Annotated in this window: 16 protein-coding genes, 1 tRNA gene and 5 pseudogenes; 9 read left to right on the top strand and 13 right to left on the bottom strand. The window is 68.6% G+C overall.

What is annotated here, in order from left to right; all coding sequences use genetic code 11:
• Positions 1-328 precede the first annotated feature (328 nt).
• A complete protein-coding gene (locus LV780_RS16495) occupies positions 329-1,402 on the bottom strand; it encodes a hemerythrin domain-containing protein (RefSeq protein ID WP_117345108.1) in 1,074 nt (357 codons plus the stop codon).
• Positions 1,403-1,747: 345 nt separating this feature from the next.
• Here LV780_RS16495 and LV780_RS16490 point away from each other — a divergent pair, with 345 nt between their 5' ends.
• Positions 1,748-2,059 (top strand): DUF421 domain-containing protein, encoded by a 312-nt coding sequence (locus LV780_RS16490; protein ID WP_180325242.1) that lies wholly within the window; start codon positions 1,748-1,750, stop codon positions 2,057-2,059.
• On the opposite strand, the gene LV780_RS16485 is transcribed toward LV780_RS16490, so the two are convergent.
• The 6 genes and pseudogenes from LV780_RS16485 to LV780_RS16460 form a co-directional block, all read right to left on the bottom strand.
• The gene (locus tag LV780_RS16485) at positions 1,989-2,279 is read right to left on the bottom strand and encodes a hypothetical protein (protein WP_181969644.1); all 291 of its coding nucleotides are present in this window, start codon (positions 2,277-2,279) and stop codon (positions 1,989-1,991) included. The genes LV780_RS16490 and LV780_RS16485 overlap by 71 nt on opposite strands.
• 159 nt (positions 2,280-2,438) lie before the next feature.
• Entirely contained in the window at positions 2,439-3,578 is a 1,140-nt protein-coding gene (locus tag LV780_RS16480) for a baeRF3 domain-containing protein (RefSeq protein WP_233864157.1), read from the bottom strand.
• A gap of 42 nt (positions 3,579-3,620) precedes the next feature.
• On the bottom strand, positions 3,621-3,971 hold the full coding sequence (locus LV780_RS16475; protein ID WP_011910712.1) for an HPF/RaiA family ribosome-associated protein: 351 nt from the start codon (positions 3,969-3,971) through the stop codon (positions 3,621-3,623).
• A gap of 413 nt (positions 3,972-4,384) precedes the next feature.
• Positions 4,385-5,873, bottom strand: a pseudogene (locus tag LV780_RS16470) (IS3 family transposase); the annotation flags it as partial.
• Between the two features lie 66 nt (positions 5,874-5,939).
• Entirely contained in the window at positions 5,940-6,305 is a 366-nt protein-coding gene (locus LV780_RS16465) for an SDR family oxidoreductase (RefSeq protein WP_108222800.1), read from the bottom strand.
• Positions 6,305-6,625: a nuclear transport factor 2 family protein gene (locus LV780_RS16460; RefSeq protein WP_011910710.1), complete on the bottom strand. Its 321-nt coding sequence runs from the start codon at positions 6,623-6,625 to the stop codon at positions 6,305-6,307. Before LV780_RS16460 ends, LV780_RS16465 begins: the two co-directional genes overlap by 1 nt.
• A 97-nt stretch (positions 6,626-6,722) precedes the next feature.
• On the opposite strand from LV780_RS16460, the gene LV780_RS16455 reads away from it, so the two are divergent.
• Positions 6,723-7,658 carry a LysR substrate-binding domain-containing protein gene (locus LV780_RS16455; protein WP_108222799.1) on the top strand — a complete coding sequence of 312 codons (936 nt, stop codon included), beginning with the start codon at positions 6,723-6,725 and terminating at the stop codon, positions 7,656-7,658.
• Between the two features lie 316 nt (positions 7,659-7,974).
• Here the strand turns inward: LV780_RS16455 and LV780_RS16450 are convergent.
• From LV780_RS16450 to LV780_RS16440, 3 genes and pseudogenes are all read right to left on the bottom strand, one after another.
• Positions 7,975-8,954: pseudogene (locus LV780_RS16450) on the bottom strand (transposase).
• A 60-nt stretch (positions 8,955-9,014) separates the two neighbouring features.
• Positions 9,015-9,428, bottom strand: coding sequence for a GNAT family N-acetyltransferase (locus tag LV780_RS16445; RefSeq protein WP_181318500.1), 414 nt, complete (start codon positions 9,426-9,428; stop codon positions 9,015-9,017).
• A gap of 221 nt (positions 9,429-9,649) precedes the next feature.
• Positions 9,650-10,027: pseudogene (locus LV780_RS16440) on the bottom strand (IS1634 family transposase); the annotation flags it as partial.
• Here LV780_RS16440 and LV780_RS16435 point away from each other — a divergent pair.
• Both LV780_RS16435 and LV780_RS16430 read left to right on the top strand, forming a co-directional pair.
• Positions 10,014-11,714: pseudogene (locus LV780_RS16435) on the top strand (ParB/RepB/Spo0J family partition protein). The pseudogenes LV780_RS16440 and LV780_RS16435 overlap by 14 nt on opposite strands.
• A gap of 157 nt (positions 11,715-11,871) precedes the next feature.
• Positions 11,872-12,135 (top strand): annotated as a pseudogene (locus LV780_RS16430) (recombinase family protein); the annotation flags it as partial.
• Positions 12,136-12,309: 174 nt separating this feature from the next.
• Here the strand turns inward: LV780_RS16430 and istB are convergent.
• Positions 12,310-13,074, bottom strand: a complete 765-nt coding sequence (istB, locus tag LV780_RS16425; RefSeq protein WP_117345027.1) for an IS21-like element helper ATPase IstB — start codon at positions 13,072-13,074, stop codon at positions 12,310-12,312.
• Between the two features lie 13 nt (positions 13,075-13,087).
• Positions 13,088-14,626 carry an IS21 family transposase gene (gene istA / locus LV780_RS16420; protein ID WP_117345026.1) on the bottom strand — a complete coding sequence of 513 codons (1,539 nt, stop codon included), beginning with the start codon at positions 14,624-14,626 and terminating at the stop codon, positions 13,088-13,090.
• Between the two features lie 172 nt (positions 14,627-14,798).
• Here istA and LV780_RS16415 point away from each other — a divergent pair, with 172 nt between their 5' ends.
• Entirely contained in the window at positions 14,799-16,100 is a 1,302-nt protein-coding gene (locus tag LV780_RS16415; RefSeq protein ID WP_326489524.1) for a recombinase family protein, read from the top strand.
• Here LV780_RS16415 and LV780_RS16410 read toward each other — a convergent pair.
• A tRNA-Met gene (locus LV780_RS16410) sits at positions 16,057-16,133 on the bottom strand. The two genes, LV780_RS16415 and LV780_RS16410, sit on opposite strands and share 44 nt — an antisense overlap.
• A gap of 504 nt (positions 16,134-16,637) precedes the next feature.
• On the opposite strand from LV780_RS16410, the gene LV780_RS16405 reads away from it, so the two are divergent.
• From LV780_RS16405 to LV780_RS16390, 4 genes are read left to right on the top strand one after another with little or no spacing between them, the layout of a single operon-like run.
• Entirely contained in the window at positions 16,638-16,880 is a 243-nt protein-coding gene (locus LV780_RS16405) for a FeoA family protein (protein ID WP_044249384.1), read from the top strand.
• A 17-nt stretch (positions 16,881-16,897) separates the two neighbouring features.
• Positions 16,898-17,131, top strand: a complete 234-nt coding sequence (locus tag LV780_RS16400; RefSeq protein WP_044249593.1) for a FeoA family protein — start codon at positions 16,898-16,900, stop codon at positions 17,129-17,131.
• Complete coding sequence (gene feoB / locus LV780_RS16395; protein WP_108221136.1) at positions 17,128-19,458, top strand: Fe(2+) transporter permease subunit FeoB; 2,331 nt, start codon at positions 17,128-17,130, stop codon at positions 19,456-19,458. Before LV780_RS16400 ends, feoB begins: the two co-directional genes overlap by 4 nt.
• Positions 19,459-19,471: 13 nt before the next feature.
• The gene (locus LV780_RS16390) at positions 19,472-19,705 is read left to right on the top strand and encodes a FeoC-like transcriptional regulator (RefSeq protein WP_011910733.1); all 234 of its coding nucleotides are present in this window, start codon (positions 19,472-19,474) and stop codon (positions 19,703-19,705) included.
• Positions 19,706-19,729: the final 24 nt, after the last annotated feature.

The following is a 19,729-nucleotide window of genomic DNA, read 5'->3' as shown; positions in this document are numbered from 1 at the left end:
GCGAGGTAGGGTCCGGAGATACCTCGCGCTGCAGCACCGCACCGCCCACGGATCGCAGGAACGGATGACGCCCCTGCGCCAGCACGGTGAGGCTCGAGCGCGCCCCGGTCATCGCGACGTAGAACACGGCCTCTCCTCGTGCACGATCGTGCGGAGGCGCAGGCTCTCGGCCGGTGCCCTGCGCGTGACAACGACGGCCCGCTCCTCGACAATCGGGATGACCCGGCGGTCGGACGCCGCATGGCTGTCTCGGACAGGGTCGGGCGTGGGAGCTCCTTCCAGGGGAGGCCGGGGAGGGTGGGGGCCCGGCCAGAGGCCGGGCGCGCCTTCAGTGACGCGGGTTCAGGAACGCCCCGAACCCCATCCCGTCGCGCAAGAGCGAGAGATAGCGCGCGTTGAGCTGGGTCATCCGCTGGAAGCTGCCGGTCAGGAAGTCGCCCTGCGCGCGGGCGATGTCGTTCATCGAGCGGGCCGTGCTGACCGCCACCGTCACCTGCATCGCGTGCCGCGCCTGTTCGCCCAGCAGGTCCATCATCGAGGGGCCGGGCACAAGGGACTCGGCCTTGGCCGCGGCCTCCTGCGGCTGGTCGGCCCCGCTGGCCACGCGGAGCGCCTTGCCCAGATCTCGCGTGCCCTCGGCGCCGGCGGTCATCACCATGCGGGCAACCTTTTCGCCGGCATCGACCAGCTCTGCCGCGGGGCGTTCCGCCTCGGCCTTGTCCCGGCTCTCGGACTGGCGCGGGGCTTCCTTGCGGTTTCCTTTCCCGTCATCGGCCTTGCGGGCGGCGGCCGGCGGCGTGGCCTCGGCTGCGGCCGCTTCCTTGCGGCTGCGCTCGGTCTCGGCCTTCGCCCGGGCGGCCTCGTCCTGCTCGGCCTTGGCCTGGCCGGCCTTCTCGCGCTCGGCCTCGTCGGCCTGACGGCGGGTGTCGGCGCGGCGCTCGTCGGCCTCGGCGCGCTGCTCGGCCTCGAGCTTCGCCTTCCCGTCCTCGATCTTCCCGACGACGGCGCTGGCTTCCTCGTCCGAGAGCGCCTTCACCACGACGGGCAGGAAGTCCTTCTTGTCATCGCGGACATGCTGCTGGAAGGCCTTGCGCAGCTCGGCCACCTTGGTGCCGAAGGCCTCGCTTTCCTTGGGCGTGCGCTCCAGCTCGGCCAGAAGCTCGCGGGTCTGGCGGTTGTCGTTCAGCGCGTCGGCGACAAGCCCCTTCGTGTCCTTGTGCTTCTTCAGCACCGGAAGCAGATGCTGCTCCTCGAGCCTGGCCTGAAGCTCCAGCTCGTCCTTCAGCTGCGAAAACAGCCGGTCGCGCGTCTTGATCGCGGTCTCGGACGTGTCGACGAGGCGGGCGAACAGTTCGTTGGCGCGCTTGGGGCTCGACTCGATCAGTTGGCGGATGGTGGTCATGGTCAGTCCTCTCTGCGGGCGTGGCGACCTGCGGGTATTCCGCGGGGCGGCCGGGCACGACAAGCATGTGTTGGGGTTGGGGTCGCAGCGGTCCCATTCAAATCCACGCGGCTCGTCGCGACGCGGATGCTGCACTGCATCAAGAGATGCTGCACTGCACCAATGAACCTGCGCCGGTTATGTTCCAACGAATGCGCCGCGGCCTGCAGGATGCCGCCGCCCGGCGGATCATTCCCCCGCCCCGGCACGTTGAGGGCGGGCATTGCGCATCACCAACCACGGGAAGGCCACGATGACCGAGCCGATCCTCTTCGACGACTGGGCGGGCGTGCGCGGGTGCTGGGGGTGGGGCTTGCCGCCCACGGGCTGCTCGTCGTCATGCTGCGCGCCTCGGGCAAGCGCACGCTGAGCAAGATGAACGCCTTCGACCTTGTGGTGATGGTGGCGCTTGGCTCGACGCTGGCGACGGTGCTGCTCAGCCCCTCGGTGCCGCGGGTCGAGGGGGTGGTGGCGCTCGCGCTGCTGGTCTATCTGCAATATGCGATCACCTGGCTGTCGGCGCGCGTTCCGGCGGTGCGGTCGCTGGTCAAGAGCGAGCCGACGCTGCCGCTGCACGGGCTGCTTCCTGACCGCGGCGATCGGTCAGCGCCGCAATGACCGCCTCTCCGATCCGATCGCCCGAGCGGGCCAGCGTGGTGAACCCGATCACCTCGCGGCCGTCGATGGTGGCGCGATCCGAGGTGATCACCGCGCGCCGGGCCGCATCGTCGGCGGCGAAGGGCACGGGGTTGAAGGCGATCTCGCCGGCATGGGCAAGCAGGGGGGCGGCGATCCGGGCGCTGGCTGCAAGAAGCTGGCTGCGCAGGGTCGTGGACATCTCCTTGTCCAGTAGATGTCGCGCTGGCCATACACCCGCTTCTGCATCACCGATGTGACAGTGGGCAGCGTCAAGGGCACGGCGGGCTGCCCATCCGGCGCGCCTCCGACGCGCCACGCGCGCCGGAGGTCCCGCGCGGCCGCCGCGGGCCGTCCGTGGTCAGTAGCGCAGGATCGCGGCCATCCCGACGCCCTCCGGAAGATGATCCGGCTCGACGATCCAGGTTCCACCACCGGTCCGAAGGGTCATCTGCGCCGCCTGGTCCGCCAGATCCTGCGGGCCCTCCGACAGAAGGCCGGTCTCGGCATCAAAGGTGCCGTGCAGGCTTGCCCCGTCGGCCAGGAACAGCTGGTCGATCCGCCCGGCATGGGCCGCGGCCACCAGTTCCGCGGGGTCGGTGCAGGCAAGACCGTCGCCCCGGCCGAGATGCGCCTGCAGCCGCTCGAGCGAATCCTCCCTTGCCCTGAGCTCGATCGGCTCCATCACCGACCGGGCGGCGGCATGAAGATCGGCCTCGCTCAGCGCCGCGGGGTTCGTCTCGACATGGCCCGCGATCAGGTCCGCCAGCGCCTCGGCGTTGCGAAGCTGCCCGCCGATCTCGGCATCGGCGACGATCACCAGGTCGGCCGGTTCCCCCGCCACATGCGCGGCAAGGCCGCTGGCGGACCGGCGCACATATTCGACGAGGCGCCCCTTCCGCCATTCCTCGGGGCTGTCGCCGAAGACCTGGGTCTTGGGCATGCCATGGCCGCCGGTCCGGGGGCGGCCGGCGCCATGTGAGTTCACCGGGGCCTCGTAATCCGCCTCGCCGTCCAGATCCTCGACGCTGGCGGGCAGATCCGGAACCTCCAGCGGCTCGATCCCGAAGCGGGTCGCCCGCCAGACCTGCACCGTGTCGGCGGTCATCGCCATCACGAGGCAGGGGGCGTTCCGGTCCATCAGGGGCAGCAGCGGGGTGATGTGGAAGCCTGCCCCCGCCACGGCCGTCTCGGCCACCGGGGCAGGCAGCTTGTGGATGCGCATCCCGTCGCCGTCGAGAAAGATCGCGAGCCCGTCCTCCTGGTTCTGCCAGAAGTCGTGATCCTCGATCAGCACCTCGAGCGGCGCCAACAGCGCCTCGGTCTCTGCCGCCGGCCGGTCCAGCGCGTCCAGCTGCTCGCGGGCCTGCGTGCGCAGGTTCTTCAGCATGATCGGATTCTGCCGGGTCTCGCGCCCAAGCCGCTGCGTCGGCAGGTAAAGCGAGACGGCGAGGTCGGGCGAGGCATTGACCAGATCAAGCAGGTCGTCGTTCGAAATCATCTTCGGGTCCATTTCCTGTTCGCGGGAAGGGCGGGTCAGAGGTCAGAGCGGGTCCATGTCGCGGATCGAGGGACTGCCCTTGGCGTTGTTCCTGCGGCCCAGTTCGCTCTGCAGCTTGCGCTGCATCTTCTGCACCGCGCCCTTCAGCGCCTCGTCCGAGGTGGCCGCCTGGTGGCGAACCGCGACCGGCGCCGCCCCTGTGGGGCGCGCTTCCAGCAGGCAGCGCTTGTCGTCGCTGCCGCCCTTGCCGGCGTTCTCGTCGCTGAGATGCACCTCGACGGCCGTGATCTGGTCGGAGAACCGCGACAGGCCCTCCGCGATCTCCGCCTCGAACCGCGACGTCAGGCTGTCGACGCCGTCGATGTTGTCGTCGGTGTTGATCTGGATGCGCATGGGGTCTCCTTCTCGGCTCTGGGATCTTCTCGGTTCCGGGATCGCGGCCGTGATCGTGTGCCACGGGCCGGCCTCGTGCCCGAGGGTCCCGCAGCCCGATCCCGTCGGCAGCGCCAAATCCAACGCGGGAGGCGTGCTTGCGTTCCTGCGCGCCGTCCGATCGGCTGGGGTCCCGGGGCTGATGGGGCCTTGAACGGCTGCCCCTTCTGGTGGCGCAGGCGCGAGACCCGTCCACCCGCGCAGCGGCCCCTCGCGGGGCGTCACGCTGTCGGAACCGTCCCTCCGGTGTTCGTCAAGCTAGTTGTCCCGGTCTCTCGTTTTCAGGCTGCCTGTACGGCCGACCCGGCCATGGGTCCGCCGCCGCCAGCTTGATGGGGGAGCGCGGCGGCGAACCCATGGCCTCCGCGCCCGGCATCGGGCCGTTCCGGGTTCAGCCAGACCGGGCCGATGGGCTGCCAGTTGCGGATCTGGCCTGACCAGCGTTCGGGGTGTGCGGCGCGGGCCAGCTGGTAGACGCGGTGGCGCTCGGCCAGCAGCGCCTTGTCCTCGCCGCGGTGGCGCTGGTCGGGGGTGACGAAGCGGATCGCGCTGTGACGGTGCTCGAGATTGTACCAACGCACGAAGCTCTGGACCCAGGTCCGCGCCTCCTCGATCGTGGCGAAGCCCCGGGTCGGCCAGCGGGGCGTGTACTTGCAGGTGCGGAACAGCGCCTCGGAGAAGGCATTGTCGTTGCTGACGCGGGGCCGGCTGAAGGAGGCGATGACGCCCAGCCGCTCCATCGTCACCTTCATCGTCGCGCCCTTCATCGGGCTGCCATTGTCCGCATGGAGTACGAGCGGGCTGGTCAGGCACCGCTCCGACCAGACGGCGCGCCTGAGCACCTCGGCCGCGAACTCCGAGGTCTCGCGGTCGTGGACCTCCCAGCCGACAATCTTCCGGCTGAAGATGTCGACGATGAGGTAGAGGTAGAAGAAGGTCCCCGCGATCGACCCTGGAAGCCACGTTATATCCCAACTCCACACCTGGCACGGCCCCTTCGCCTCGAAGCTCGTCGGTGGTTTCCGGCGCGCAGCGGGGCGGGCGCGGCCACGGCGATGGTTCTGCCCGCGCTCGCGCAACACCCTGTAGAAGCTGGATTCCGAGGCGATCCAGATGTTTCGGTCGGCCAGCCGGGGCACGATCTGGCTCGGCGGAAGGCTCGCGAATTCCGGCGTGGCGCAGGTCGCCACGATCCGGTCGCCCTCCTCCTCGGTGAGCTTGTTGGCCGGCGCCGGGCGGTCGGCAGAGGGGCGGCGATCCTCGCGGATCCCGCCGTCGGGGCCCTGCCAGCGGCGCAGGGTGCGCGGGCTGAGGCCCGCTGCGGCGCAGGCGGCCGAGGGCCGGGCCCCGGCCTCCGTGGCGGCAGCGACGAGGGCGGCAATCTCCTGGCGATCCGGGGCTGAGGTCATTCGTCCTCGCCCTCCCTGCGGTCCCAGATCGCCTCGACCTTTTTTCGCAGGATCATCAGCGCGGCCGCCTCGGCCAGCGCCTTCTCCTTGCGCGCCAACTCACGCTCCAGCTGCTGGATCCGTTTCTTGTCGTCGCGCGTCTCGCGGGCGATCCGGCTCGCGGCTGCCCGCTCCCAGTCGTTGGCGCGCGCGCAGGCTTCGCGCCAGACAGCGAGTGCTCGGGGTAGATGCCACGGCGGCGGCAGTACTCAGCCAGCTCCGCCTCGTTCATCGAAGCGGTCTCGATCACCGCCGCCAGCTTGTCCTGGGAGGTCCAGCCCTCAGGCCCGGCGTTCGCATCCGGCAGGAGCTGGCCCTTCGCCCGAGCCTCCGCCCGCCACTTAGCGAGCGTCGCGACACTGATCCCTTCCTCCTTGGCCAACTGGCCCAGGGGCATGTTGTTCGGCGGCAGCATCTTCGTAAGAACCGCCGCCTTTCGTTCCGGTGAGTAAGCCAAACCCGTCGTCCTGTCCCGCCCGCCTCAGGATACACTTCCAGATCCAGAACCGGTGACAACTACCCTGACGGGGGGGCCTCCGTCGATCACATGTTCCGTGCCGGTGATGGTTGCCGCGCGGTCCGAGGCGAGGAAGGCGATCAGGCTGGCGACCTCGGCGGGTTGCGCGGGCCGACCGATCGGGATGCCGCCGAGAGCGTCCATGATCATCCGCCGGCCGCCTTGAAGATCGGTGCCGGCGTCCTCTGGCCTGGTTTCGGGGGGATTGCGGGCCGTCGCCAGCACCTGCGCGCCCAGCTCGCGGAAAAGGGCCACGGTGGCCGCACCGGCGCCTTGCGTGCCGCCGGTGATCAGGGCGCGCTGGCCCGCCAGCGTCAGGAAGCCGGTCATCAGCCGATCTCCAGATCGGTGATCCGGTCGCGCGCGAGGCCGAAGGTGAAGGTCAGGATGGCGGGACTGCCGGGAAAGTCGCCGCTGACCCGCGCACGGACCACGGTCTTTCCTGCGGCCTCGGTCGCCTCCAGCGGTTCGGCGCTGTGGCGATACCTTTCCTCGGCCGCCTGCCACCAGGCCCGGATCTCCTCGGGGCCGTGATGCCGGCCCCCTTCGTCATGGACGACGGCATCGGGCGCGAAGGCGGCTGCGAAGGCCTGGGCATCCTGCGGCGCCCGGGCGGTGAAATAGGTTCTGATCGGCGTGGGGAGGTTCATGTCGGCGCTCCTTGTCAAGCTGACATCGAAGATACGGCTCGACCGGCGCCCGGATAATCGGGATAGATCGACATGAAACGATGACAGGATCGGGACAATGAAGGAGGCGGGCCTGCAGGGGCTGGAGGCGGTGCTGGCCATCGCGCGCCGGGGCTCGTTCCGCGCGGCGGCGCTGGAGCTGGGCATGTCGACCACGGCCCTGTCCCACACGATCGCCCGGCTGGAGGCGACGCTCGGCGTGCGGCTGTTCAACCGGACCACCCGCAGCGTGGCGCTCAGCGATGCCGGGCGCGGCTTCGTCGAGCGCATCGCCCCGGCGCTGGCCGAGATCCGCGCGGCGATGGACATGGCACGGTCCCGGAGTGACAGGCCGTCGGGGCTGTTGCGCATCAACGCCTCGGCCCTCGGCGGGCGCGAGATCGCGCCGCTGGTGCTGGCGTTCCTGCGCCGCTATCCCGACATGCAGGTCGATCTGGTCACCGAGGGGCGACTGGTCGACATCGTGGCCCAAGGCTTCGATCTGGGCATCCGCCCCGCCGATCTGGTGCCGCGGGACATGATCGCGCTGCCGCTGGGCAAGCCGCAGCGCCACGCCGTCGTCGTGGCGCCGGGTTGGCTTGCGACCCGTCCCGCCCCCCTCACGCCCGTCGACTTGCCGGTGCAGGACTGCATCCGCATCCGCCTGCCGAACGGCGCGCTGTTGCGCTGGCCATTCGAGCGGGGCGGCGAGCAGCTGCAGATCGACCCCCGGGGCCGCCTGACGCTGGACGAGGCCGCCATCGCCCGCGCCGCCGTACTGGATGGGGCGGGGATCGGCTTCTTCCTCGAGCAGGACGTGGCCGAGGATCTCGCCGCCGGTCGGCTGATCCGGCTGCTGGAAGACTGGACCCCGCCACGCCCCGGCTTCAGCCTCTATTATCCCGGGCGGCGGAACCCCTCCGCCGGCTTCGCGGCGTTCCTTGCGATGGCGCGCGAAGCGGCGGAGCGGCAGGCTTCGCGTGGACGGAAGCCTGGCGCAGCCGTCGCGACGTGAGACTGATGTCTTCGGACGGGGTTCCGCCCTATGCTGCGGGATATCCGCTCTTCGGCCGCCAGGAGTGTCCCGGGATGTGCAATCTCTTGTCTGATTGCAGCCCGTCCGCATAGCCCCTTTTGCGGGCACGCCCAGGGATCCGCAAACTGACGCGAAGAGCCGAGGCTGTGTGGAAACTCCCGGCCTGACGTTCGTTAGGAACGGCCCTGCGCCCTGTAGGGTGGGATTTCCGGCAAGCGGATCTGGGGGATGGTTCGGCGGCGGCAGGAGCCGCGTGGGGCTCCTCGTTGCAAATAGCGGCGCTCGTTTCCGCCGATCAGCCGGGGATTGCCTCCATCAGGCGCCGGGCACCGATCAACGAGATCATCCGCTTCATGTTGTAAGCCAGGACGTTCAGCGCCATCTCCGTCCATACGTTCTTCAGACGCCGTGTCAGGAAATGGGTCGTGCCCATCCAGGCCTTGAGGGTGCCGAAAACATGCTCGACCGTGCGGCGCCGGATCGTCATCGGGTCGGGATCGCGGGCGCGGCGTTCCCGCATCGCGTCGATCAGGTGCTCGTGCTCCCAACGGGTGATCCGCCGCTCCGTGCCGCTCGTGCAGCGGCGCTGGATGGGACAGGCCTGGCAGTCGTTGATCCAGTATCGGCGGACCTGCAGGCCGCCTTCCTCGCGGGTGCCGCGGTAGGTCAACCCGTTGCCGGCCGGGCAGGTGTAGATGTCGCGCTCCGGGTCGTAGAGAAAGTCCGTCTTCACGAACATGCCCTTGGCCTCGTTGCCGGAGGTCATGGGCCGCGGCACGGTCGTGGTGATGCCGGCCTCATGGCAGGCGAGGATCTCGGTGCCGCTGAAATAGCCCTTGTCAGCGATTGCGTGCAGGTCGTCGTGACCAAGAGCCTCCCTGGCCGCCGTCGCCATCGGGCTCAACTGGTCGCGGTCGAAGCCGTGGTTGGTGACATCATGGGTGACAATCAGGTGCGTCTCGGCATCGACCGCGCACTGCGCGTTGTATCCGACCAGGCCGCTGTGCCGCGCGCTGGTCGCCATCGCGCGGGCGTCGGGATCAGTATGCGGTTCAGGTACCCGTAGATGAACAGCTTGAGCAGCACGGCCGGGTGATACCCCGGCCGACCCGTGCGTGCCGCAGCCGATCGGACGAAGCCGAGTTCCGCCAGATCCAGTTCGTCGACGAAAAGATCGACGACGCGCACAAGGGCATCCTCGCTGATCCAATCCTCAAGCCGATCCGGAAACAGCACCGTCTGGCTGCGCTCGACGCCCTCGATGAAACCTGCCATCCTGAACCCCTCCGACCTCAGAAAGTCTACCACAGGTAGGGGTTTTCACACAGCCTCGGCTCATTTCGGACGATCAGCCTCATAGTTGAATCGCAAGGCGGGGGGATGGGTATCTTTGCGCTCGAACCCCAATGCCTCGTAGAACGCTTGGGCCTTGTGATTGTCTGGATGGGTGCCGACCGTCATGTAGCTGCACGACAAGGCGCGGGCCTTAATCTTGCTGGCCTCCACCAAGCTATGTCCGGCTCCGTGCCCCCGGAACGGGGCCTCGGTAAACAGATGATGCATGTCCATTCCACGCAATCCGAACTGGAGCCGGATCAGTCGGCAACGGGCGACATAGCCAACAAGTTCACCATCTGCTTCAGCGACAAGGACATACAGCCATGGATTCTCACCCGAAATATCCCGGATAAGGTCGTTCGCCGTCAGTGTGGGTGTATCCCCGTGGTGATCCGCGAGCTTTACGGCCATCTCGACAATCCGCTCTGCATCGGGTTGTCGAGCAAAGCGGACCAATCCGAATGTGCATGGTAGAGGTAAATGGCTTTTCATTGCTGGCTCCTTGTCGCCGCAGGAGCCAGTTTTCTGCCACCATACGGCGGCAGCATGTTGATATCCCAACTTCGACGTCTAAAACGGCAAGTTATTGATTTTGTTGATCTGGCTGTGCCAGATTTGCCACAACGCGTCCGTCAGACGGGCTTTGGAAGACTGAGGGCAGAGAAGAGTTCGAGTTGCCGGGGCTCGGGACGAGAGACTCCTTCGAAAGTTCTGGGGCCGATATGGGTTCTGTGTTTCTGGATGCGCGCCAGCAGATCGAGTGCGGTGCGGGGGCTCGCCGCATGGCCCTTCGCCTTCAGCCGCATGCGCATGACGCGGTAGAGGACGAGCGCCAGGAAGCAGATCAGCGCGTGGGCGCGGATGCGCTCGGGCAGCCGGTGGTGGACCGGGGCGATCTCGATATCGGACTTCAGCACCCGGAAGCCTCGCTCGATGTCGGCCAGCGCCTTGTAGCGCACGACCGCGTCAACTGGCGTCAGGTCGGGCGCATTGGTCATGGCCGAGAGCCTCGCCGTGGCGGGGCTCCTGCAGAACCTGATCGGCCATCTGACACCTCAGGGCGTCGAGATCGTCGGCGGCGGCACCCGGCTCCGCGCGCTGCAGCTCCTCGCGGCCGAGGGCTGGAGCCGGCATGAGGATCTCATTCCGATAGATCCGGTGCCGGTGAAGGTGACGGCCGACCTGCAGGAGGCGGTGGCCTGGGCGGGCACCGAGAACAGCGCGCGCTCGGCGCTGCACCCGGCCGACGAGGTCCGCGCCTATGCCGCGATGCGCGAACGCGGCGCGAGCCTGTCGCGGATCGCGCGCAGCTTTGCGCGCTCCGAGGCCCATGTCGAGCGGCGCCTGAAGCTCGCGGACCTGCCGGTTGAGGCGCTGGCGGCGCTGCGCGCGAACGAGATCTCGTTCGAGATGGCGAAGGCGCTGACGCTGGCGCCGAGCGGGGAGCGCTGCTTTGAGGTGCTGGAATCGGTGCGGGGGCGCGACGTGCGGCCCGAGCAGGTCCGGCGCGAGCTCACGCCCGGCACCGTGCCCTCGACCGACCGGCGGGCGCTCTTCGTGGGGCTCGAGGCCTATCTGGCGGCCGGTGGAACCTCTCAGCGCGATCTCTTCGCCGACCGGACGCTGCTGGAGGACGAGGCGCTCCTCGACCGGCTCTTCGCCGAGAAGGGCGCGGCGGAGGCCGAGCGGATCCGCGCCGCCGAGGGCTGGGAATGGGCGACATGGGTGCCGGAGGAATATGTGCCCTGGACCGCGACGCAGAAGCTGGTGCGGCTCCATGCCCGGTCGGGGAAGCTCTCGGAGGGAGAGGAAGCGGAGCTCGAGGCGCTCGAGGAGCGCGATGCCGAGGGTGATCTCGACGCGGCAGGCCGCGCGCGGCTCGCGGAGCTCGAGGCCCGGCGCGAGGGCGGCTTCACCGACGCGCAGCGCGCCTCCGCCGGGATCTTCGTCTATTGCAGCAGCCGGGACGGGCTCTCGGTAGAGCGCGCCTATCAGCAGCCGCGGGCGGTCCCGCGCGGCGCGTCCGAGGCGGCGCCCGACCTGCCGCAGTCGCTGATCGAGGATCTGCACCGGATCCGGCTCGGGGCGCTGCAGGCGCGGCTGATGGACCAGTCCGAGCTCATGCTCGACCTCTTGGCCTGGTCGCTCGGAGGGGGCATGCGCCCCTGGGCGCGCCCGCTCGCGATCTCGCCGACCGATCAGCCGATCGCGCCGGAGAAGTGGGAGGGCACGCGCTACCCGCCGCGGCTCGCGGCGCGGCTCGAGCCGAACACGAGCCTCGGGCCGGACGGCACCCCGGCCGAGTTCGAGGCCTTCCGGGCGCAAGGCAAGAAACACCGCAACCAGATCCTGACCGAGGCCCTCGCTCGAACGTTCTGCATCGAGAGCTCCGGCCTCTCCGCCGCGCTCGCGCGCCAGCTCGGAGTCGAGGTGCGGCGGATCTGGACACCGACCGCACAGGGCTTCCTCGGCCGCTGCAGCGCAGGCTATCTCGACCGGCTCTGGAGCGAGCTCGTGCCGGCGGCCGAAGCGGATCAGAGTTTCTAGAATCTGAAGAAGGGGGAGAAGGCCAAGCGGCTTGAGGCGCTTTTCGCCGACCCCGCCACCCGTGAGGCCCTGGGCCTCAGCCGCGAGGACTGCGCGAAGATCGACGCCTGGGTGCCGGCCGAGCTCGACTGGCCGGAGGTGACGGGATGAGCGGTTTATACAAGGCCGCAGTCCTGCGGCGGCGGGCGAGGGGGGGGCCGATGAGCGCGCCGTTTCGCCACGAAGATCCGGTGCTCGATTTCGTGCGCACCTTGGCCCGCAGCTACGCCGCGCGGCATCATGCAGAGGGACAGGAGAGAGAATCAGGATGCATGGCAGGCGCGCCGCAATCTACGCCCGCTACTCGACGGAGCTCCAGGACGGACGATCGATTGACGATCAGGTGGCGCTCTGCCGCGAGCACGCCGCGCGGAGCGGGCTGACGGTCGTCGCGACCTATGACGACCGCGCGAAGACCTCAGCGAGCATCTTCGGCCGCGACGGCCTCGCGCGCATGATGGAGCAGGCGCGGGCCCGCCAGTTCGACGTCGTGATCGTGGAGGCGCTCGATCGGCTGAGCCGCGACCAGGAGGATCTGGCGCATATCCACAAGCGGCTGAGCTTCGCCCGGATCGACATCCTGACGGTGCATGTGCGCATTCTACGGATGATGGGCATCGATTCCACGCGATGGTGGGCACGGATTCCACGGCATCGTGGGCAGCCGTTCCACGGCTCGGGCAGCTTGGCCGACCCGCACATGGAGTCAGGCTTGATCGGTAGGGTCAAGCGGTTTCAGCCTCGTTGCGCGCCTACGCATGCTTTCACCCGCCAGCGTCAGGCGGTGGGCATTGTGAACGAGCCGGTCCAGAATGGCGTCGGCCAGCGTCGGGTCGCCGATGGCCTCGTGCCAGTGCTCGAGCGGGAGCTGGCTGGTGACGATGGTAGCGCCGCGGCCGTGGCGGTCCTCGAGGATCTCCAGCAGGTCGCGCCTCTCGAATGATGTCAGGACGGCAAGTCCCCAGTCGTCGAGAATGAGCAGATCAGTCCGCGCCAGAGCCTTGAGCATCCGGGCGTGCCGTCCGTCGCCCCGGGCGATGGCAAGCGCTTCGAAGAGGCGCGGGACCCGGTGGTAGACTACCACTCGCCCGTCCCGGCAGGCCTTTTGGCCGAGTGCGCAGGCGATCCAGCTCTTGCCGAGGCCGGTGGGGCCGGTGATGAGCAGGTTCTCGTGGCGGGCGATCCAGGCACCGTCGACCAAGTGGGCCATCACGGTGCGGTCTATGCCGCGCGGGGTGCGCAGATCGAGATCCTCAACGCAGGCGGCCTGCCGCAAGGCGGCGAACTTGAGCCGGGCAACCAGCCGCTTGGCGTCCCGCTCGGTGGCCTCGCGATCGACCAGAAGGCCGAGCCGCTCTTCGAAGCCGAGGCTGTCGAAGGTGGCCGGGGCGTAGCGCTGCTCGTCCAGCGCCTTCGCCATGCCGGTCAACCCGAGGGCGGTGAGGCGCTCGGAAGTGGGATGGGTCAGCAAGGTCAGTCTCCTTTCAATGATAGTAGCCTTGGCCGCGGATGTTGGGGTGCTGCAGGGGAAGCTGCCCGGCCTCCTCCTCAAGAAAGGCGCGGTCGAGCCCGCTCTGCAGGATCGACCGGATCGAGGCGACCGAACGCGCGCGGATGGACAGGCCTCGCCGGCAGGCCGCGTCGAGACGCGCCGGACCGAAGCTTCTGGCGAGGGCGAGGACGCCGAGGCAGGTGCGAAATCCCTGCTCGGGGTGGGGGCGATCGGCCATCACCACCTCACAGAAGGCGGCAACCGAGGGGCCGAGCTTCGCCGCCTGCGCCAGCATGCGTGCCGGTGTCCATTCGGCGTAGCGGCGATGCGCCGAGGGCATGTGCTCGGGCACCGTGACATGGCTGCGCCGTCCGGAACTGCGGGCGTGGCTGGCAACCCGTTGGCCCTTGTGGAAGATCTCGACGGTTCCGCCGCAGATGCGGACATCCACCTCCTGGCGGATCAGCCCGAACGGCACGGAATACCAGCAGCTGTCGACCTCGACGTGGTAATCCGGTGCGATGCGGGCGCGCTTCCAGCGGGCGAACATGTAGGGCTCCGGCGGCAGCGGTTGCAGGTTCGGTCGGTCGAGGGTGGCGAAGAGATCGGCACGGCTGGCGCCGTAGCCACGCATCACGCGCATGTTCAGTTCATCGACCAGCTGCCGGATCGCAGCGTTCAGCTCGGCCAGCGAGAAGAACCGCCGATTGCGCAGACGCGCCAGGATCCAGCGCTGCGCGACCTGCACCGCGACTTCGACCTTCGCCTTGTCGCGCGGCCGGTAGGGACGCGCCGGCAGGACAGCGGTGCCGTAGTGGCCGGCCATCTCGGCGTAGGTTCGGTTCAGTCCCGGGTCGAACCGATCCGCCTTGAACACTGCCGACTTGAGGTTGTCAGGCACCACCACCTTCGGCACGCCGCCCAGGAAGGCAAACATCCGGACATGTGCGCCGATCCAGTCCTCGAGGCCCTCCGATGCCACGGCTTCCGCGTAGGTGTAGTTTGACGCTCCCATCGCGGCGACAAACAGCTTCACCGCCTGGACCTCGCCGGTCTCCGCGTCGATCAGCTCGGCCGTGTCGCCCGCGAAGTCGACGAAGACCTTCTCGCCGGCCACATGCGTCTGGCGCATCGTGGGGCGGACCCGGCCCTTCCAGGCCTCATAGTGCTCGCAGAACCAGGCGTAGCCAAACCCGAGGGGATGGGCCGCGCGGTATTCCTCCCAGAGCAAGGCCCGCGTGACGCCGGGGCGCCGCAGTTCCCTGTCGACCACGGACCAGTCAGGCACGGGACGCTCGTGATCCGGAACGGAAGGTGCCGCCGGGAACAGCAGCAACTCAAGGTCGTCGTCGGTCAATGTCTCGGGAAGCGGCCATGTCAGGCCGGCCTTCCGCGCCCGGCCCAAGTAGGCTCCCACGGTTCCCTTGCCCAGCCCGAGCGAGGCGGCGATCGCCCGCTCGCTCAGCCTCTGGGCATGCTTCAAACGCAGCACATCACGTATCAGGCGCATCGACAGTCGTTCCGTTGGCATTCAGGTTCCCTCGCTCAAACGAGGGCACCGTAGCTTCAGACTGTCGGCCAGAACTGCCCACCATCCCGTGGAACGCGCGCCCACGATCGCGTGGAATCGCTGCCCACGATCACGTGGATCCCGCGCCCATCATCCCGTGGAATCCCTGCCCACCATCCCGTGGAACACGCAGATGCATGAGGGTGTCGCGGATTCGGTGTCGGTGGGCCTGCGGGGGCTCATGGGGACGATGTTCCTCGAGGCGCTGAAGGCCAAGACGCGCCGGGGCCTCGCCGGCGTGATCCGCGACGGCCGCCACGCGGGTGGGCAGACCTACGGCTATCGCGGCGTCCCGGGCGAGCCGGGAAAGCGCGAGATCGTGGCGCACGAGGCCGAGATCATCCGGGAGATCTTCGCGGCCTATGTGGAGGGGAAGAGCCCGCGCACCATTGCGGGCGAGCTGAATGCGCGGGGGATCGCCGCCCCGCGCGGGCCGAAGTGGAACGCCTCGACGCTGAACGGCAACCCGCAGCGCGGCTACGGCATCCTGCGCAACCCGATGTATGACGGCCGTCTGGTCTGGAACCGCGTCACCATGGTGCGCGATCCGGACACCGGGCGGCGCGTGAACCGCGAGAATCCGCTGGATGCCCGGCAGGAGGTCGAGGCCGAGCATCTGCGCATTGTCCCGCGCCCCCTTTTTGAAGCTGCCGTCCGGCGCCACGCGCAGCAGGCCGAGGCGGTGCGGACGGGCAAGCTCACCAAGGCGCCGCCCCGGCCTTTCTCAGGCCTGATCCGGTGCGCCTGCTGCGGAGGCGGCATGAGCATCCACGACCGTTGCGGCGAGGCGATCCGGATCCGGTGCAGCACGGCGAACGAGAGCGGGAGCTGCGAGAACAAGGCGCGCTATCGGCTCGAGAAGATCGAGGAGGCGATCTTCCATCGCCTTCGGGCGCAGCTCGACCGCCCGGACTATCTGAAGGAGTTCGTCCGGGTCTATGCCGAAGAGCGCCGTCGCCTGACGGAGACGGCGCGCCGCGACCGGGCACGGCTGGAGAGGGCCGCGGCGGACAGCCGGGCCCGCTACATGCGGCTGGTGGACATGATGGCGCGCGGTCTGATCGAGGGCGAGGAAGCCGACGCCCAGGTGCTGCAGGCCAAGCAGGCCGCAGAAATCGCGCGGAGCGAGCTCGAGATCGCCTCGAGCGAGGACAATGTGGTGGAGCTGCACCCGCAGGCGACGGCCGCCTATACCCGCGCCATTGCCGATCTTTCGGCCGCGCTGCAGCGGGGCGACGGCACGTTCGACGCGACCTCGGTCGAGGCCCTGCGCCGGATCATCACCGAGATCACTGTCCATCCCAAGGATGAGACCGGCGACGTCCTGGTCGAGGTCCGCGGCAACATGGAGCGGCTGCTTGGGATCGACCAACAGATTGTGGGGGGTCCGATGGTGGCGAGGGGGGGACTTGAACCCCCGACCCCACGATTATGAGTCGTGTGCTCTAACCAGCTGAGCTACCTCGCCGTCGGTGGACGCTGCACTAGGGGATGCGTCCGGGCGCGTCAAGGCCAAAAGCTCCGGCCGCCACTTGAATGAAGATGCCAGTTCTTTCGTCCCGGCATCTGGCAAGTGGCACGACGCGTTCAGGTCCTGACGCTTGACCTGCCACCTCCGATGACACGCTTCCCGCGTCGCGGGCCACTGTCGCGGCCAATCGGCGCGGGACCGGGCACAACGGCGATACGTCCGCGGCCCGAGGTGTCGTTCGAAGAACTCCGCCATGAGGGCGGTGACATCCCTGCCGGCGCCTTGGACGAACCTGCGTTTGGCAGAGCCAGTTCCAGCTTGTGCATCCCGAGGCGACGGAGGCGGATAACCTCCGCCAGGGGGCCCCGTCGCGTCGCCGGTGCCATCGTGCGCGCTGCAGGCGGGGGGTGCGTCAAGCTGACCTACATGAAAACCTGACAAAAACACTTATAAGCCGCGGGAGAGAAGTCGGGCAGCCGCAGGACGGCGGAAAAGAGTCAAATGCAAGCAGGACAGATGCCGCTGGCGATGGTGCCCGAAGGGCGGCGGGTGACGGTGAAGGCCCTGATCGGAGGCTGCGAGGTGCGCCGTCGGATGGCCGATCTGGGAATCATTCCGGGCTGCGAGCTGGGGGTGGTGCGGTGCGGCCAGTGCGGACCCGTCGTCGTGACGGTCGGCGATACGCGGCTGGCGGTTGGGCAGGAGGTGTCGCGAAAGATCTTCGTGATGCAGGTGCAGGCGTGAAGGGTGTGAATGTGAGCATGAAGCTGCGTGACATGGTGGCAGGGGCCGCAGGACGGGTGTCCGGCTATGCCGAGGGCGGCGCGGCCTACCGGCGCAAGCTGCTGTCGATGGGCCTGACGCCCGGAACCGCGTTCCGCATGGTCCGCGCCGCGCCGCTGGGCGATCCGGTCGAGATCGAACTGCGCGGCTTTCGGCTTTCGCTGCGCAAGGCCGAGGCCGAGGCGCTTCTGGTCGAGGAGGTCCGCCCGTGACGGAACGCACCGTAGCCCTGCTCGGCAATCCCAACTGCGGCAAGACCACGCTCTTCAACGCGCTCACCGGGACGCGCCAGATGGTCGGCAACTGGCCCGGCGTCACCGTCGAGAAGAAGGAGGGGCTGGTCCGCATCGGCAGCCACACCTGGACGGTGGTGGATCTGCCCGGCACCTACTCACTGGGGTCGGGCCATTCCGTCTCAACCGACGAGCGCATCGCGCGGGACTTCGCCCTGTCGGGCGAGGCGCAGCTTGTGGTCAACATCATCGATGCCTCGAACCTCGAGCGGAACCTTTATCTCACGGTGCAGCTGATCGAGATGGGCGTGCCGCTCATCCTCGCGCTGAACATGACCGACATCGCGAAGGCCGAGGGCATCACCATCGACATTCCCGCCCTTTCGGAGCGGCTCGGCTGCCCGGTGGTGCCGATCGTCGCCTCGAGGGGTGGGGGGATCGAGGATCTGAAGGCCACGGTGGCGCGTGTTGCCGACACGGGCACGGCCACCCATGCGCCCATCGCCTATGTCGAGGAGATCGAGGCCGCGGTCCAGGAGCTGGTGCCGCATCTCGAGGCGGCCGGGGGCCTGCGCGCGCAGCGCTGGCTGGCGCTGGAACTGCTCGAGGGCGACAACAGGCTCGTGGCGCGCTTTCCCGCCCTCGGCTCCCGCGTGGATGAGCTTCGGGCGCGGATTGAGGCGGATCTCGGCTGCGACGCCGACACGATGATCGCGAGCGGCCGATACGAGGCCGTGGCCGCCCTGACCGAGGGCGTCGTGCGGCGCGCGGGACTGGTCGGCCGGTCGCTCTCGGACCGGATCGACCGCGTCGTGCTGAACCGTCTGCTGGGCATCCCGATCTTCCTCTTCGTGATGTATCTGATGTTCATGTTCACGATCAACGTGGGCAGCGCCTTCATCGACTTCTTCGACATCGCGGCGGCGACGATCTTCGTGGATGGGGTGGCGCATCTGCTGGGGCAGGCGGGCAGCCCCGAGTGGCTGACGACGGTGCTGGCCTCGGGGGTGGGCGGCGGCATCCAGACGGTGGCGACCTTCATCCCCATCATCGCCTGCCTGTTCCTCTTCCTCTCGGCGCTGGAGGATTCGGGCTACATGGCGCGGGCCGCCTTCGTGATGGACCGGTTCATGCGGCTGATCGGCCTGCCGGGAAAGAGCTTCGTGCCGCTGATCGTGGGTTTTGGCTGCAACGTGCCTGCCGTGATGGCCAGCCGCACGCTCGAGGCCGAGCGCGACCGGACGATGACCATCGCCATGACCCCCTTCATGTCCTGCGGGGCGCGGCTGCCGGTCTATGCCCTGTTTGCCGCGGCCTTCTTCCCCACCAACGGGCAGAACCTTGTCTTCGCGCTCTATCTGATCGGGATTCTGGCCGCCGTTTTCACGGGCTTCGTGCTGAAGCACACGCTGCTGCCGGGGCAGACCTCGCCTTTCGTGATGGAGCTGCCGCCTTACCATCTGCCCACGCTTCGGACGGTGCTGATCCGCACATGGGACCGGCTGAAGGCCTTCGTGATCCGTGCGGGCCGAGTTCTGGTGCCCGTGGTGGCGGTGATCGCCGTCCTGAACTCGTGGGGCCGCGACGGAAGCTTTGGGAACGAGGACACCGAGAGTTCGGTTCTGGCCGGCATCGGTCAGGCCATCGTTCCGGTCTTCGAGCCGATGGGCATCCGCGAGGAAAACTGGCCCGCCACGGTCGGCGTCTTCACCGGCCTGCTGGCCAAGGAGGCGGTGGTCGGCACGCTGAACGCGCTCTATTCCGGTCTGGCCGAGGCGTCGGCCGCCGGTGCGGACGATCCCGGCATGGGCGATGAGGCACCTTCCTACGATCTCGCGGCCGGCCTTTCCGAGGCCTGGGGCACGATCGGCGAGAATCTGTCGGGGATCGCGGACAGCGTGGCCGACCCGCTCGGTCTCTCGGTGGGGGAGATTGCGGAAATCGACGCCGCAGCCGAGGAGCAGGGCGTCGAGGCCGGGACGTTCGGCGCCATGCGCGCGCTCTTCGACGGCCAGGTGGGAGCCTTCGCCTATCTGCTGATGGTGCTGCTCTATGTGCCCTGCACCGCGGCGATCTCGGCCATCTGGCGCGAGGCGGGGGCCCGCTGGACCGCCTTCGTCAGCGGCTGGACGCTGCTGATGGGCTGGGGCTCGGCCGTGCTCTTCTATCAGGCGGCGACACTGGCGCGGCATCCGGTCTCGTCGGGCCTGTGGATCGCGGGGATCCTGGGTGTCTTCGGGCTCACCATCCTGGTCCTGCGCCGTCTCGGCCGCCAGGGTGGGCCGAACGTCCCGGCCGTGGTCTGAGGGGGAGGCACAGATGCTGCTGGACATCCGCAGGCTCGTGCAGGAGCGGGGGCGCGTTACGCTGACCGACCTCGCGCTCCATTTCGGGCGTGACCCCGAGGCGATGCGGGGAATGCTCGACCACTGGATCGCCAAGGGCCTCGTGCGCCGGACGGTGGATCCGGGCTGCGCCTCGTCGGGCTGCGGCGGCTGCAGCGCGGCCCGGAGCGTCGAGATCTTCGAGTGGGTCAGGCCCGGTTCCGTCTAGCACGGGGCCGGTGGCGATCCGCGG

This window comes from Cereibacter azotoformans, from assembly GCF_021391315.1.
GTDB lineage: Bacteria > Pseudomonadota > Alphaproteobacteria > Rhodobacterales > Rhodobacteraceae > Cereibacter_A > Cereibacter_A azotoformans.
The sequence above is the reverse complement of the archived record's forward strand: the minus strand, read 5'-3'. Positions and strand labels throughout refer to the sequence as shown.